The sequence below is a fragment of the Pseudomonas sp. 21 genome (genome assembly GCF_000955805.1).
GTDB lineage: Bacteria > Pseudomonadota > Gammaproteobacteria > Pseudomonadales > Pseudomonadaceae > Pseudomonas.
The window spans coordinates 77,921-92,265 of the sequence record NZ_JYOA01000003.1; the positions used below are offsets into that span (position 1 = coordinate 77,921).

Here is a 14,345-nt window from a genome sequence, read left to right on the forward strand (position 1 = left end):
GTCGACTCCTCAGCGTTGGTGGCGGATGCGCGGGTTGGCGAGGCCGTAGAGGATGTCCACGATGAAGTTCACCAGAATCACCAGGGTCGCCACCAGCAGGATGCCGTTCTGCACCACCGGGTAGTCGCGGCGGCCGATGGCGTCGATCAGCCATTTGCCGATGCCGGGCCAGGAGAAGATGGTTTCGGTCAGTACCGCACCGGCCAGCAGCGTGCCGACCTGCAGGCCGAACACGGTGAGCACCGGGATCATGGCGTTGCGCAGGGCATGCACGAACACCACGCGCGCCGGCGACAGACCCTTGGCGCGGGCGGTGCGCACGTAGTCCTCGCGCAGCACTTCGAGCATCGAGGAACGGGTCATCCGCGCGATCACCGCCAGCGGGATGGTGCCCAGCACGATGGCCGGCAGGATCAGGTGGCGCACGGCGTCCATGAAGGCGCCTTCTTCATCCGACAGCAGCGTGTCGATGAGCATGAAGCCGGTCTTCGGCTCGATGTCGTAGAGCAGGTCCAGGCGCCCGGAAACCGGCGTCCAGCCCAGGGACACGGAGAACAGCATGATGAGGATCAGGCCCCACCAGAAGATCGGCATGGAGTAGCCGGCCAGGGAGATGGTCATCACCCCGTGGTCGAACAGCGAGCCTCGCTTCAAGGCGGCTATCACCCCGGCGAGCAGGCCGAAGACGCCGGCGAACAACAGGGCGGCCAGGGACAGTTCGAGGGTGGCGGGGAACAGGGTGAGGAACTCGTGCCAGACGCTGTCGCGGGTGGTCAGCGATTCACCGAGGTTGCCCTGGGCGAGGTTGCCGACGTAGTCGAGGTACTGCTGGTAGAGGGGCTTGTCGAGCCCCAGGCGGTGCATGGCCTCGGCATGCATCTGCGGATCGACGCGGCGTTCACCCATCATCACTTCCACGGGGTCGCCCGGAATCAGGCGGATCAGCGCGAAGGTGAGCAGGGTGACGCCGAAGAAGGTCGGGATCAGCAGACCGAATCGGCGTGCGATGAAACTCAGCATGGTGGTCGGGGACTCCTCATCGAGCGGCTACCCGTCGGGGGTAACGACGGGCGCCGGTTTCTTATTACTTCACGTCGATATCGGCGAAGTTGTTGTTCGTCATCGGGTTGATGGTGTAACCCGAGATATTGCTGCGGCGCACATTGAACAGCTTAGGATGCGCCAGGGGAATCCATGGGGATTGCTCGTGGAATATGGATGTCGCCTTTCTATAAAGTTCCGCCCGTTTTGTAGGGTCATTCGTCTGACGACCTTCCTGAATCAGTGCTTCGAAGTCCTGATTGCACCAGAAAGCCTGGTTTTCGCCGCTCTTTGCCGCCGCACAGCTCAGGTTCGGGCTGACGAAGTTGTCCGGGTCGCCGTTGTCGCCGGCCCAGCCCAGCAGCGACAGGTCGTGTTCCCCGGCCTTCGAGCGCTTGAGCAGCTCGCCCCACTCCAGGGAGCGGATCTGCAGGTCGATGCCAGCCTTGGCCAGATCGGCCTGCATCATCTGTGCCGCCAGTGCCGGATTGGGAATGGTCGGCGAGCTGCCATTGCGGATGAAGATCGTCAGCTTGAGGTTTTCCGCCCCGGCCTCCTTGAGCAGCGCCCTGGCTCGTTCGGGGTCGTGCGGCCAGTCCTGGAGGTCCTTGTTGTAGCCGAGCAGCGTCGACGGGTAAGGATTGATCGCAGGGCTGGCGGCGTTAGCGCCGAACACGGCGTCGATCAGCGCATTCTTGTCGATGGCGAGGTTGATCGCCTGGCGCACGCGCACGTCGTCCAGCGGCTTGTGCCGGGTGTTGATGGCGACGTAGGTGGTCATCAGCGCGTCGATGCTGTCCACCGCCAGGTTCTTGTCCTGCTGCAGCGCTGGTACGTCCGAGGGCTTGGGATAGAGGGTGACCTGGCACTCGTTGCGCCGGACTTTCTGCATCCGTACGTTCGGGTCGAGGGTGATGGCGAACACCAGGTTGTCGATCTTCGGCTTGCCGCCGAAGTAGTCCGGGTTGGCGCGGTAGCGCACCTGGGCATCCTTGGCGTAGCGGTTGAACACGAAGGGGCCGGTGCCGATGGGCAGGTTGTTGATCTGGCCCTGCTTGCCGGCGGCGAGCAACTGGTCGCCGTATTCGGCGGAATAGATCGAGGCGAAGCCCATGGCCATGTCGGCGAGGAACGGGGCTTCGGGATGGTTCAGGGTGAAGCGCACCGTGAGGTCGTCGACCTTGTCCACGGACTTGATCAGCTCGCGCATGCCCATGGCGTCGAAGTAGGCGTAGCCGCGGTTGGCCGTCTCGTGCCACGGGTGCTTGGGGTCCAGCGCGCGCTGGAAGGTCCAGAGCACGTCGTCGGCGTTGAAGGTGCGGCTCGGCTTGAAGTAGTCGGTGGAATGGAATTTCACCTCCGGACGCAGGTGGAAGGTGTAGGTCAGCCCGTCTGGGCTGACCTCCCAGCTCTGCGCCAGGGACGGCACCAGCTCGGTGGTACCGGGACGGAAGCCCACCAGCCGGTTGAAGAGGGTCTCCGAGGTGGCGTCGTTGGTGACCGCGCCGGTGTACTGGACTACATCGAAGCCTTCCGGGCTTGCTTCGGTGCAGACCACCAGGTTTTGCGCCAGGGCAGTGCCGCTGCCCAGCGCCAGCACGAGTGGAATCAGACGCGAGATGTGCATGCCGGTTCTCCTTACAGCAGGTTGAAGGGGAAATTGCTGACCAGGCGGATTTCGTTGACGCTGCCGTCGACCTGGTTCTGGCTGGCCAGGTGCTTCATGTAGCTCAGGCGGAAGTTGCTGCTCTTGAGCGGGCCGTCCTGCAGGGTGTAGCCGGCGGAAAGGCCCAGCTCGTGATGTCTCTCGTCGTCCTGGTTGCGCACTTCGGCGTAGTTGCCGTAGGCACCGTTGCGGTCGCCGTCGTAGTGAGTGCCGTCGATGCCCCAGCCCTTGGCGTACCACACCATGCTGGTCAGGCCCGGCACGCCGAAGCCCGCCCAGTCGGTGGAGTAGCGCAGCTGCAGGGACTTCTCGTTGGGGCCGTTGTAGTCGGAGAGTAGCGAGTTGGCCAGGTAAATGGCCGAGGTCTCGTGGACGTAGTCGAAGTACTCGTCGCCGCGGATTTGCTGCCAACCCAGCAGCACGGCGTGGGCGCCGCGGGTCAGGGTGAAGGCCAGGCTGTAGGCGTCGTTGTCGATATAGCCGGCCTTGCGCGAGCCGGTGTCGCCCGTGTGGTAGTAGTTCAGGCTGGTATTGAGCGCGAGGCTGGCCGGGTCGCCCAGGTCGTGGGAGGCGCCGAAGTAGTACTGGTTCCAGACGTCCTCGAACTGGCCGCCATAGGCCGTGACCTTGAGCTTGTCGCTGATTGCGTAGCTGCCGCCCAGGTAGCTGTAGCGATCGGCACGCACTTCGCGTGTGCCGTATTCGGTGGTGAAGTGCTCGCGGTCGGAACCGGTGCGCGGGCTGGCGCGGGTGAAGGTACCGCCCTGCAGGTCGAGACCGCTGACCTCGTTGCTGGCCAGGCTCAGGCCGTCGAAGCTGGAAGGCAGCGCGCGGTTGTCGATGGGGTTGAACACCGGTGTTTCCGGTTGCTGGCGCCCGGCGCGCAGGACGGTATTGGAAGTACGCAGCTTCAGGCTGGCGAGGCCGATCTTCGACCACTCGGCGACGGCGTCGCCGTCGCTGTCGGCCAGGGTGCGGTTGCCGCCACCGGCTATCCGGCCATGCCCGCGCTCCAGGTTGATCGCCTGGAAGCCCGCCACGTCCAGGCCCACGCCAATGGTGCCCTGGGTGTAGCCCGATGCGTATTTGAGCTGGCTGCCCTGGACCCAGGTATAGCGGCTGTGGGTCGGCTCGGTGTAGCCGTCCTTCTTGATGTTGAAGTGGAAGCTGTCCTTCATCTGCTCGCGGGAGGCGAAGTTGCGAGTGGTGAAGGTGAGGCTCTGGTCCTCGATGAATCCCTTGGCGCCGGCCTGGCCGGCTGGTTCGTCGGCGGCCAGGACATGACCCGTGGTCGCCGCGCAGATGGCCAGTGCGAGAAGGGATCGGGTGATGGCTTGATACTGCATGGTTGCTCCTTCTTGTTGTCGGTTTTCCTAGCAACGAATGCATCCCCTCCACCCATCGGAGAGATGGGGGAGCCGGCAGGCGGAGGGGAAGGCGGGATGTGCCGCCCGGTCTGTGCCGGGCTGGCGTTCAGGCGGCCTTGGCCGCCGGTGTCGGGGCGGCGATCAGGGCTGGTTGGCCACGCCGTAGAAAGAGTTGCGCCCGAAGGGACTGATCAGGAAACCCTGCACCGATTTGCGCATGGGCTGGTAGACGGTGGAGTGAGCGATCGGGCTGATGGGCAGCTGCTGGGCGAGGAGCTGCTGGGCCTTCTGATAGAGGGCGACGCGCTGGTCGTGGTCGGTGGTGGTCTTGGCCTGGCGAACCAGCTTGTCGTAGTCGGCGTCGCACCACTTGGAGACGTTGTTGCCGTTAACCGAGTCGCAACCATAGAGCGTGCCCAGCCAGTTGTCCGGATCACCGTTGTCACCGGTCCAACCGAACAGCATGGCGTCGTGCTCGCCGGCGTGGGCACGCTTGATGTACTCGCCCCACTCGTAGGTGACGATCTTCGCCTGGATGCCGACCTTGGCCCAGTCGGCCTGGATCATCTCGGCCATCAACTTGGCGTTGGGGTTGTACGGGCGTTGCACGGGCATCGCCCACAGGGTGATCTGGGTGCCTTCGGCGACGCCGGCTTTCTTCAGCAGCGCCCTGGCCTGCTCCGGGTCGTAGGCCTGGCCCTTGATCGATTCGTCATAGGACCACTGCGTCGGCGGCATGGCGTTCACCGCCAGCTGGCCGGCGCCCTGGTAGATCGCGTCGATGATCGCCTGCTTGTTCAGCGCCATGTCCAGCGCGCGGCGTACATCGGTCTTGTCCAGCGGGGCGTGGGTGACGTTGTAGGCGAGGTAGCCGAGGTTGAAGCCCGGCTGCGACGGCATGTTCAGGTTCGGGGCCTGCCTCAGCGCCTCGAGGTCCGCCGGGCGCGGGTTCAGGGTGATCTGGCATTCGCCGGCCTTGAGCTTCTGCATGCGCACCGAGGCATCGGTGTTGATCGCGAAGACCAGGTTGTCGACCTTCACGTCATCGGGCTTCCAGTAATCCTTGTTGCCCTTGAAGCGGATCATCGCGTCCTTCTGGTAGCGGCTGAACACGAAGGGACCGGTGCCGATGGGCTTCTGGTTGATCTCGCCGGGCTTGCCCTGCTGGAGCAACTGGTCGGCGTACTCGGCGGACTGGATCACTGCGAAGTTCATCGCCAGGTTCTGCACGAAGGCCGCGTCGACCTCGTTCAGGGTGAAGGTCACGGTGTGCTCGTCGACCTTGCTGACCCCGGCGATGTTGCGATCCAGGCCCATGTCGGTGAAGTACGGGAATTCGGTGGGGTACGCCTGGCGGAACGGCTGCTGCTTGTCGAGCATGCGGTTGAAGGTGAACAGCACGTCGTCGGCGTTGAATTCGCGGGTCGGCTTGAAGTAGTCGGTGGTGTGGAACTTCACGCCTGGGCGCAGGTGGAAGGTCCAGGTCTTGCCATCGGCGGAGGTTTCCCAGCTCTGCGCCAGGGCCGGTTGGGCTTCGGTGCCGCCGCGCTGGAACTGCACGAGGCGGTTGAACAGGGTTTCCGAGGTGGCGTCGTAATCGGTGCCGGTGGTGTATTGGCCGGGGTCGAAACCCGCCGGGCTGCCTTCGGAGCAGTACACCAGGCTGGTGGCGGCCTGGGCCGCGGAGCCAGCGAGCAGCAGCCCGCCGAAGGCGAGTGCGTGCAGGGGATTACGTCGCATCTTGCGCATTGCCTGACCTCATTCTTGTTTTTCTGAGGGGGCCGGCGAACCGATGGGGTTTGCAGCCGGCCTGGTCGGACTGGTCCGGATAAGGCCTATCCATTCATGGTCGGGCTGTGCCCGGCCACGCCGCGCCGAAGTTAAGTCAGGCTGAAATCAAGTTCAACTTAAAATTCAGTGGCACTGAAAATTTTGCTGGTCTGTGAATCAGGTGGCGGGATGTTCGCCGAACAGCGGAAGGGTGGTGACGGTGAGCATTTCCGCCACGCTGTCACCGATATTGCGCAGGCAGTGACGCTTGCCGGAGTCGAAGTGGACGGAGTCGCCGGGGCCCAGCGGATAGGTGTGGCCATCGATGTCGTAGGCGATGCGCCCGGTGAGGACGTAGGCGAATTCCGAGCCGTCGTGGGTGATCAGTTCGGATTCGTAACCCACCGGGACCGTCACCTTCACCGCGTTCAACTGGTTGCCGGGGAAGCTGCTGGACAGCCGCTCGTAGCTCAGTGGCTGGCCTTCGATGGTGTAGCGCACGCGCTCGCCCTGGTGCGAGTCCGGCGGAATCTGCTGCGGAGAGTCGAAGAGGGCGTTGAGCGGCACGTCCAGCGCCTTGGCGATGCTGGCCAGGGAGGACAGTGATACGCCAGTGAGGTTGCGCTCGGCCTGGGACAGGAAGCTGGCGGTCAGGCCCGATTCGGCGGCCACCTGGTTCAGGGTCTTCTTCGCTGCGCGCCGATAACGGCGCAGGCGTTCTCCGATACGATCTGCGGACATTGGCAAGGCTCTTGTGGGACGCCGGCAGCATACCAGTGTCGTCGACGGGTGAGAGCATCGAGCCATCAGCGGATGAAAAATCACCCACCAGGATACCGAACACCGAAAAGCCTTTGACCGGAATTTTCAGTGCTGCTTAAATTTCGTGTCGTTTCATTCCATTCCTCGGGAGAGCCACATGACATTGGGAGTTGGGGGCATGAGCCCCGAGCAGGCGCTGGCGAAATTGCAGGTCATGACGGCCGGCGCTCGGCCCATTGCGCTCGAGGAGTACCAGGCTCGGATCGGTCGGCTGCAGCAACTGATGCAGGCTCGGGAGATCTCGGCCGTGTTCATCGACGCCGGCAGCTCGCTGGTCTATTTCACCGGCCTGAAGTGGAGCCCCAGCGAACGGCTGGTGGGGGCGTTGGTTCCGGCGCGGGGTGAGGTGCGTTTCATCGCGCCGGCCTTCGAGGAAGGCACGGTGCGCGATCTGCAGGTGCTGCCCGGCAGCATCAGTGTGTGGGCCGAGCATGAAAGCCCGTTCACCCTGCTGGCTGGGATGCTGGCTGAGATCGAGGTGCGCGAGGGCGCGCGGGTCGGTCTTTCCCACAGCCTGCCGTTCGGCATGTACGAGCGTTTGCGCCAGGCGACGGGCACGCTGCAACTGGTGGACGCCGGCTCATTGATCGAGCAGTGCCGTCGCTGCAAATCGCTGGCGGAGCTGGCGCTGATGCAGCGGGCGAAGGACATGACCCTGGAAGTGCACAAGGCCGCTGCGAGCATCCTCCGCGAGGGCATCAGCACCACCGAGGTAACGCGCTTCATCGAGGCGGCGCACCGGCGGGTCGGCGCACCGGGTTCGACCTTCTGCATCGTGCTGTTCGGCGAAGACAGCGCCTTCCCCCATGGCGTGCGCCAACCGCGCCCGCTGCGTGACGGTGACATGGTGCTGATCGACACGGGTTGCCAGCTGTTCGGCTACCACTCGGATATCACCCGCAGCTATGTGTTCGGCTCGCCCAGCGCACGCCAGCGCGAGCTGTGGAACCTGGAGAAGGCCGCGCAGCTGGCCGCTTTCGGCGCCGCCGTACTGGGTGAACCCTGCGAGCAGGTGGACGCCGCCGCCCGCCGTTGCCTGGAGGCGGGTGGCCTCGGGCCGGATTACGCATTGCCGGGCCTGCCGCATCGCACTGGCCACGGTATCGGCCTGGATATCCACGAAGGTCCGTACCTGGTGCGTGGCGACAGAACGCCGCTGGACGTCGGCATGTGCTTCAGCAACGAGCCGATGATCTGTGTGCCGGGGGAGTTCGGTATCCGTCTGGAGGACCACTTCTACATGACGGCCCAAGGCCCGCGCTGGTTCACCCAGCCGAGTCATTCGGTGGACGATCCCTTCGCCCTGGATGCCTGAATGCTCTCGTAGGAGCGGGCCATGCCCGCGATCGCGCGCATGGCCCGCTCCTACAGTCAGGGTGCCAGTTCAACCCGCGAGAAGTTGTTCGACCCCAGCGGGCTCAGGGTGAAGCCGCTCACGCCTGGCCGCACCACGGCGAACTGCTTCGGGTACGCCAGGGCGATCCACGGCGCTTCGCGCTGGTAAATCGCCAGCGCCTGGCGGTAGAGGCCGGCACGGGCTTCCTGATCGGTAATGGCGCGGGCCTGGCGCAGCAGTTCGTCGAACTCTGCGTTGCACCAGCCCGCCTGGTTCTCGCCACTCCTGGCGGCGGCGCAGGACAGGTTCGGTGTCAGGAAGTTGTCCGGGTCACCGTTGTCGCCGGCCCAGCCCATGAAGATCAGGTCGTGCTCGCCCTGCTTGGCGCGCTTGATCAGCTCACCCCATTCGAACACGCGGATATCGGCCTGGATGCCGATCTTGCCCAGGTCATCCTGCAGCATCTGTGCGCCGATGCCGGGGTTGGGGTTGGTCGGACCGCCGCCGGGGCGGGTCCAGATCGACAGTTTCAGGCCGGGCCTGATGCCGGCTTCTTCGAGCAATTGCTTGGCGCGCGCCGGGTCATGGGGCCAGACCTTGAGCTGCGGATCGGAGCCCCACAGTGTCGGCGGATAGGGCGCCACAGCCAGCGTCGCGGCGCCTTCGCCGAACTGTGCGCGCAGGTAGGCGTCGCGGTCGAAGGCGAGGTTGATCGCCTGGCGCACGCGCACGTCGTCCAGCGGCTTGTGCCGGGTATTGATCCCGACATAGGCGACCAGCAGCGAGTCCAGTTCCTCGATGGTCAGTTTCGGATCCTGGCGCAATGCGGGGATGTCGGTGGGCTTGGGGTAGACGGCTATCTGGCAGTCGCCGGCCTTGACCTTCTGGATACGCACGTTCGGATCGGGGGTGATCGCCAGCAGCAGGCGCTCGATCTTCGGCTTGCCGCCCCAGTAGTCCGGATTGGCGGTGAAGCGCACCTGGGCGTCCTTCTGGTAGCGCTGGAAGATGAAGGGCCCGGTGCCGATGGGCAGGTTGTTCAACTGGTCGGCCTTTTCGGCAGACAGCAGCAGGTCGCCGTACTCGGCGGAATAGATAGAGGCGAAGCCCATCGCCAGGTCGGCGAGGAAGGGCGCCTCGGGGTGCCTGAGAGTGAAGCGCACGCGGTGGTCGTCGAGCTTTTCCACCGCGCTGATCAGGCCGGGCAGGCCCATCGCCTCGGCGTAGGGGAAACCGCGCGGGGCGAGCTTGTTCCACGGGTGCTTCGGGTCGAGCTGGCGCTGGAAGCTCCAGAGCACGTCGTCGGCGTCGAACTCGCGGGTCGGGGTGAAGTAGTCGGTGCTGTGGAATTTCACGCCCTGACGCAGGGCGAAGGTGTACTGCAGGCCGTCGTCGCTGATCGCCCAGCTTTCTGCCAGCGCGGGCACCACGCGGATGCTGCCGGGGGCGAACTGCACCAGGCGCTCGAAGACCGTCTCGGCGGAGGCATCGGCGGTGGTGGCGGCGGTGTACTGGGTGATGTCGAACCCTTCCGGGCTGGCCTCGGTACACACCACCAGGGATTGGCCGAATGCCGGTGCGCAGCCGAGCAGGCTGGCCAGGGTCAGGCGGATGAGCGCTTTGCGCACGGCGGTTGCCGAAAGAAAGGGCCGCCGGGACACCCGGCGGCCGCTGGCCTTACTTGCCTACGCTGACGCCGTAGAACGAGTTCAGCGCGAACGGGCTGATCTTGAAGTCCTGCACCGTCTTGCGCATCGGCTGGTACACGGTGGAGTGGGCGATCGGGGTGATCGGCACCTGCTCCTTGAGGATGTGCTGGGCCTGCTTGTACAGCTCGGTGCGCTTGGCCTGGTCCGGGGTGCGCTTGGCATCCTTGATCAGCTTGTCGTAGGCCGGGTCGCACCATTTGGAGAAGTTGTTGCCGTCCACGGCGTCGCAGCCGTAGAGGGTGCCCAGCCAGTTGTCCGGGTCACCGTTGTCGCCGCTCCAGCCGATCAGCATGGCGTCGTGCTCGCCGCCCTTGGCGCGCTTGATGTACTCGCCCCATTCGTAGGTGACGATCTTCGCCTTGATGCCGACCTTGGCCCAGTCGGACTGCAGCATCTCGGCCATCAGCTTGGCATTGGGGTTGTACGGGCGCTGCACCGGCATGGCCCACAGGGTGATCTCGGTGCCTTCGGCGACGCCGGCCTTCTTCAGCAGTTCCTTGGCCTTCTCCGGGTTGTAGCCGGCATCCTTGATGCTGTCGTCGTAGGACCATTGGGTCGGCGGCATGCCGTTCACGGCGAGCTGGCCGGCGCCCTGGTAAACGGCGTCGATGATCGCCTTCTTGTTCACCGCCATGTCCAGCGCCTCGCGCACTTCGAGCTTGTCGAACGGCTTGTGGGTGACGTTGTAGGCGATGTAGCCAAGGTTGAAGCCCGGCTGCGACGGCATGTTCAGGTTCGCGTCCTTCTTCAGCGACTCCAGGTCGGCGGGGCGCGGGAAGAGGGTGACCTGGCACTCGTTGGCCTTGAGCTTCTGCATGCGCACCGAGGCGTCGGTGTTGATGGCGAAGATCAGGTTGTCGATCTTCACCTCGCCCTTGTTCCAGTAGTCCGGGTTGGCCTTGAAGCGGATCATCGCGTCCTTCTGGTAGCGACTGAACACGAACGGGCCGGTGCCGATGGGCTTCTGGTTGATGTCGGCGGCCTTGCCCTGCTTGAGCAACTGGTCGGCGTATTCGGCGGACTGGATCGAGGCGAAGCTCATGGCCAGGTTCTGGATGAACGCGGCGTCGACTTCGTTGAGGCTGAACTTGACGGTGTGGTCATCGACCTTCTCCACCTTGGCAATGTTCGCGTCCATGCCCATGTCGGTGAAGTAGGGGAATTCGGTCTGGTACGCCTTACGGAACGGATGGTTCTTGTCGAGCATGCGGTTGAAGGTGAACAGCACGTCGTCGGCGTTGAACTCGCGGGTCGGCTTGAAGTAGTCGGTGGTGTGGAACTTCACGCCTGGGCGCAGGTGGAAGGTGTAGGTCTTGCCGTCATCGGATACGTCCCACTTTTCCGCCAGACCGGGGATGACCTGGGTGCCGCCGCGCTCGAACTGGGTGAGGCGGTTGAAGACCGTCTCGGCCGAGGCGTCGAAGTCGGTGCCGGTGGTGTACTGGCCGGGATCGAAGCCCGCGGGGCTGCCTTCGGAGCAGTAGACCAGGTTGTTGGCGGCGTGGGCGAGCGGGGCGCTGGCGATCAGCCCAGCGGCAATCATGGAGCGGATGACGGCGTTCTTACGCATACGGACCTCTGTTTATTCTGGTTGTCATCGAGGGGCAGCCTCGTGAGCTGCGTTGCGTGAAACTATGCACGGCACATGCCGGGCGCAAGCTGCTGGCGGGGATGAGTGTAGAAGTTGTGACGCGGGTGCAAGGGAATGTCGCAATTTCGACAATGGGAACCGTGCAGTCGGGTGGCGGCGCCCCGGTCCCCGGAAGCGCCGCGCTGGTAGATGCCGCAGGTGTTACGGCATCTGCACCTCGATCGTGCCGTCGGCGCTGACGGTGACCTGGCTGGTGCCGGCTTCGATTTCCTGCGCCGGTGCCGAATCCATGGAGGCGAACTTGGCGGCGGCCATGCGCATCACCGGCATCGGACGTGGCGCGCCGGAGGTGTTCAGGTTCAGGCTGACCAGTTTGTAGCCCTTGCCGCCGAGCGCGTCGGTGAGTACCTGGGCGCGAGCCTTGAAGGCATCCACGGCGCCTTTCATCATCGCGTCCTCGTTCTTCGCGCGAGTGGCGTCGGCGATGCTGAAGTCCATGCTGCCCATCTTCAGCTTGCCCAGCAGGTCGGCGGTGAGTTGCGAGAGGGCGGCGAAGTCGGTGCTCTCCAGGCGAATTTCCGCGCGCTCGCGCCAGGCCGTGATCTTCTGGCCCTTGTCGTCATACACCGGGTAGCTGTTGCGGCTGCCCAGGCTGACGGTCACGCCTTTCACCTTGCGTGCCTGTTCCACTGCAGCGTTCAGCGCGGTGGTGGTCTCGGCGGCCAGCTTGGCCGGGTCGGTGCCCTGGCCTTCGTTGAACAGGGTCACGTGCATCAGGTCGTGGGCGACTTCCTGGCTGACCTCGGCGCGCAGCGAAACCTGGTTGTAGCGAGGTTCGTCTGCCAGGGCTCCCAGGCTGGTGGCGCACAGGGCGATGGCGGCGGCGATGGCGGTGAAGGGTTTCTTCAGTACAGACATGGATGACTCCTTGCTCCAGAAAATGTCCGGGCCACAGCTTAGTAGAGGCAGTGGCGAGGACTGTCAGACCCTTTGACGAGGATTGGTTCGAGTCCGGGTTAATGACCGATGTCACTAATTGTTTCGGGCCGGGGCGGCCGCCACAGGGCCTGCTGGAGTATGCTGTGGCGCTATGCCGCATTAAGGGGAGGGGGCTCTTGGCTATACTCGCGCAAATTCCGGAATTCACCATGCGCCCACCGGTTTTCCAGCTGTCCGCCAGTCGTCAGAACCTTCTGCATCTGACGCTCATCCGTATTCTCGTCCTTGCCGCCCAGGCCGGTTCCGTCGGGCTCGCCTACAAGGCCCAACTGATCCAGCTGCCCTGGCTTGCGCTCGGCGTGACCATCGGCGTCTCCCTCGTGTTGTGCCTGGGTACCGCGCTGCGCCTGCGTGGCCCGTGGCCGGTGACCGAACTGGAGTACGCCGTCCAGCTCGCCTGCGACCTGGTCATCCACAGTGTGCTGCTCTACTACTCGGGTGGCTCGAGCAACCCCTTCGTCTCCTATTACCTGGTGCCGCTGACCATCGCCGCGGCGACCCTGCCGTGGCTGTACACCATCGCCCTGGCCGGCCTCGCGCTGGCCAGCTATACGGTGCTGCTGGTGTGGTTCCACCCGTTGGAGATGGCCGCCGGGCAACGCGACAACCTGCTGATCTACGGCATGTGGCTGAGCTTCGCGCTCGCCGCCGCGCTGATCACCTTCTTCGTCGCCCGCATGTCCGAGTCGCTGCGCCGACAGGAACAGTTGCAGGCTCAGCGGCGCGAGGAAGGCATGCGCGACCAGCAACTGCTGGCCGTCGCCACCCAGGCCGCCGGCGCTGCCCATGAGCTGGGCACACCGCTGGCGACTATGAGCGTACTGCTCAAGGAATTGCGCCAGACCAATGCGGACCAGCCGATGTTGCAGGAAGATCTCGCTCTGCTGCAGGAGCAGGTCAAGCTCTGCAAGACCACCCTGCAGCACCTGGTGCGCGCCGCCGAGGCGGATCGTCGCCAGGCGGTGGAAGAGCAGGGCGCCAATGAATGGGTCGAATCGGTGTTGCGTCGCTGGCACCTGATGCGCCCCGAGGCGAGCTATCGCTACCAGACGCTGGGCAAGGGCAAGGCGCCGCGGATGACTCCGCCGACCGACCTGAGCCAGGCGCTGCTGAATTTGCTCAATAACGCGACGGACGCCTGTCCGGACGACCTGGACATCCGCCTGGACTGGGATGCCGGTGAAATCTGCCTGAGCATCCGCGACCAGGGCCCGGGCGTGCCGCTGGCCATTGCCGAACAGCTCGGCAAGCCGTTCTTCACCACCAAGGGCAAGGGGTTCGGCCTGGGGTTGTTCCTCAGCCAGGCCAGCGTGACCCGCGCGGGTGGAACGGTGAAGTTGTATAACCATGAAGATGGCGGCACTCTGACCGAGTTGCGTCTGCCCAGAAGCTATGGCGTGGCCTGATCGCCGCGCCCGCGAGGAAGTACCATGAGCGAAGAGATCCTGTTCGAAGGCGAAGAACAGCCCCACCTGCTGCTGGTGGACGACGATGCCACCTTTACCCGCGTCATGGCCCGGGCCATGACCCGTCGCGGGTTGCGGGTGTCGGTCGCCGGCTCCGCCGAGGAAGGCCTGGCCATGGCCAAGGAAGATCTGCCCGACTACGCCGTGCTGGACCTGAAGATGGACGGCGACTCCGGCCTGGTCCTGCTGCCCAAGCTGCTCGAGCTCGACGCCGAGATGCGTGTGGTGATCCTCACCGGCTATTCCAGCATCGCCACCGCGGTGGAGGCGATCAAGCGCGGCGCCACCAACTACCTGTGCAAACCAGCCGATGCCGACGATGTGCTCACTGCACTGCTGTCGCAACATGCCGACCTGGAATCCCTGGTGCCGGACAACCCCATGTCGGTCGACCGCCTGCAGTGGGAACATATCCAGCGCGTGCTTGCCGAACATGACGGCAACATCTCCGCGACCGCCCGAGCGCTGGGTATGCACCGGCGCACATTGCAACGTAAGCTGCAGAAGCGCCCGGTGAGGCGTTAAGCGATCGATAAGACAAAGGAGCGCCAATGAGCGCTCCTTTTTATTTCCAGCCG

At 64.5% G+C, this 14,345-nt stretch carries 11 protein-coding genes; 3 read left to right on the top strand and 8 right to left on the bottom strand.

Annotation, left to right across the window (positions count from 1 at the left end; genetic code table 11):
* Positions 1-9 precede the first annotated feature (9 nt).
* The 5 genes from UB43_RS06005 to UB43_RS06025 form a co-directional block, all read right to left on the bottom strand.
* Positions 10-1,020 (bottom strand): ABC transporter permease subunit, encoded by a 1,011-nt coding sequence (locus UB43_RS06005; protein ID WP_045209546.1) that lies wholly within the window; start codon positions 1,018-1,020, stop codon positions 10-12.
* Between the two features lie 64 nt (positions 1,021-1,084).
* Entirely contained in the window at positions 1,085-2,668 is a 1,584-nt protein-coding gene (locus UB43_RS06010; protein WP_045209547.1) for an ABC transporter substrate-binding protein, read from the bottom strand.
* Between the two features lie 11 nt (positions 2,669-2,679).
* Complete coding sequence (locus tag UB43_RS06015; protein ID WP_045209548.1) at positions 2,680-4,053, bottom strand: OprD family porin; 1,374 nt, start codon at positions 4,051-4,053, stop codon at positions 2,680-2,682.
* Positions 4,054-4,215: 162 nt separating this feature from the next.
* Positions 4,216-5,823, bottom strand: a complete 1,608-nt coding sequence (locus UB43_RS06020; RefSeq protein ID WP_156160357.1) for an ABC transporter substrate-binding protein — start codon at positions 5,821-5,823, stop codon at positions 4,216-4,218.
* A gap of 198 nt (positions 5,824-6,021) precedes the next feature.
* A complete protein-coding gene (locus tag UB43_RS06025; RefSeq protein ID WP_045209549.1) occupies positions 6,022-6,585 on the bottom strand; it encodes a helix-turn-helix domain-containing protein in 564 nt (187 codons plus the stop codon).
* Positions 6,586-6,763: 178 nt separating this feature from the next.
* Between UB43_RS06025 and UB43_RS06030 the strand changes: the two genes are divergently transcribed.
* On the top strand, positions 6,764-7,981 hold the full coding sequence (locus UB43_RS06030; protein ID WP_045209550.1) for a Xaa-Pro peptidase family protein: 1,218 nt from the start codon (positions 6,764-6,766) through the stop codon (positions 7,979-7,981).
* A gap of 56 nt (positions 7,982-8,037) precedes the next feature.
* Here the strand turns inward: UB43_RS06030 and UB43_RS06035 are convergent, their stop codons facing one another.
* From UB43_RS06035 to UB43_RS06045, 3 genes are all read right to left on the bottom strand, one after another.
* The gene (locus UB43_RS06035) at positions 8,038-9,630 is read right to left on the bottom strand and encodes an ABC transporter substrate-binding protein (protein WP_156160358.1); all 1,593 of its coding nucleotides are present in this window, start codon (positions 9,628-9,630) and stop codon (positions 8,038-8,040) included.
* A 49-nt stretch (positions 9,631-9,679) separates the two neighbouring features.
* Positions 9,680-11,281, bottom strand: a complete 1,602-nt coding sequence (locus tag UB43_RS06040; protein ID WP_045209551.1) for an ABC transporter substrate-binding protein — start codon at positions 11,279-11,281, stop codon at positions 9,680-9,682.
* A gap of 222 nt (positions 11,282-11,503) precedes the next feature.
* The gene (locus tag UB43_RS06045) at positions 11,504-12,220 is read right to left on the bottom strand and encodes an SIMPL domain-containing protein (RefSeq protein WP_045209552.1); all 717 of its coding nucleotides are present in this window, start codon (positions 12,218-12,220) and stop codon (positions 11,504-11,506) included.
* A gap of 230 nt (positions 12,221-12,450) precedes the next feature.
* On the opposite strand from UB43_RS06045, the gene UB43_RS06050 reads away from it, so the two are divergent.
* Together UB43_RS06050 and UB43_RS06055 are read left to right on the top strand one after the other, a co-directional pair.
* The gene (locus UB43_RS06050) at positions 12,451-13,707 is read left to right on the top strand and encodes an ATP-binding protein (protein ID WP_045209553.1); all 1,257 of its coding nucleotides are present in this window, start codon (positions 12,451-12,453) and stop codon (positions 13,705-13,707) included.
* 24 nt (positions 13,708-13,731) lie between these two features.
* Complete coding sequence (locus UB43_RS06055) at positions 13,732-14,292, top strand: response regulator transcription factor (protein WP_045209554.1); 561 nt, start codon at positions 13,732-13,734, stop codon at positions 14,290-14,292.
* Positions 14,293-14,345 lie beyond the last annotated feature (53 nt).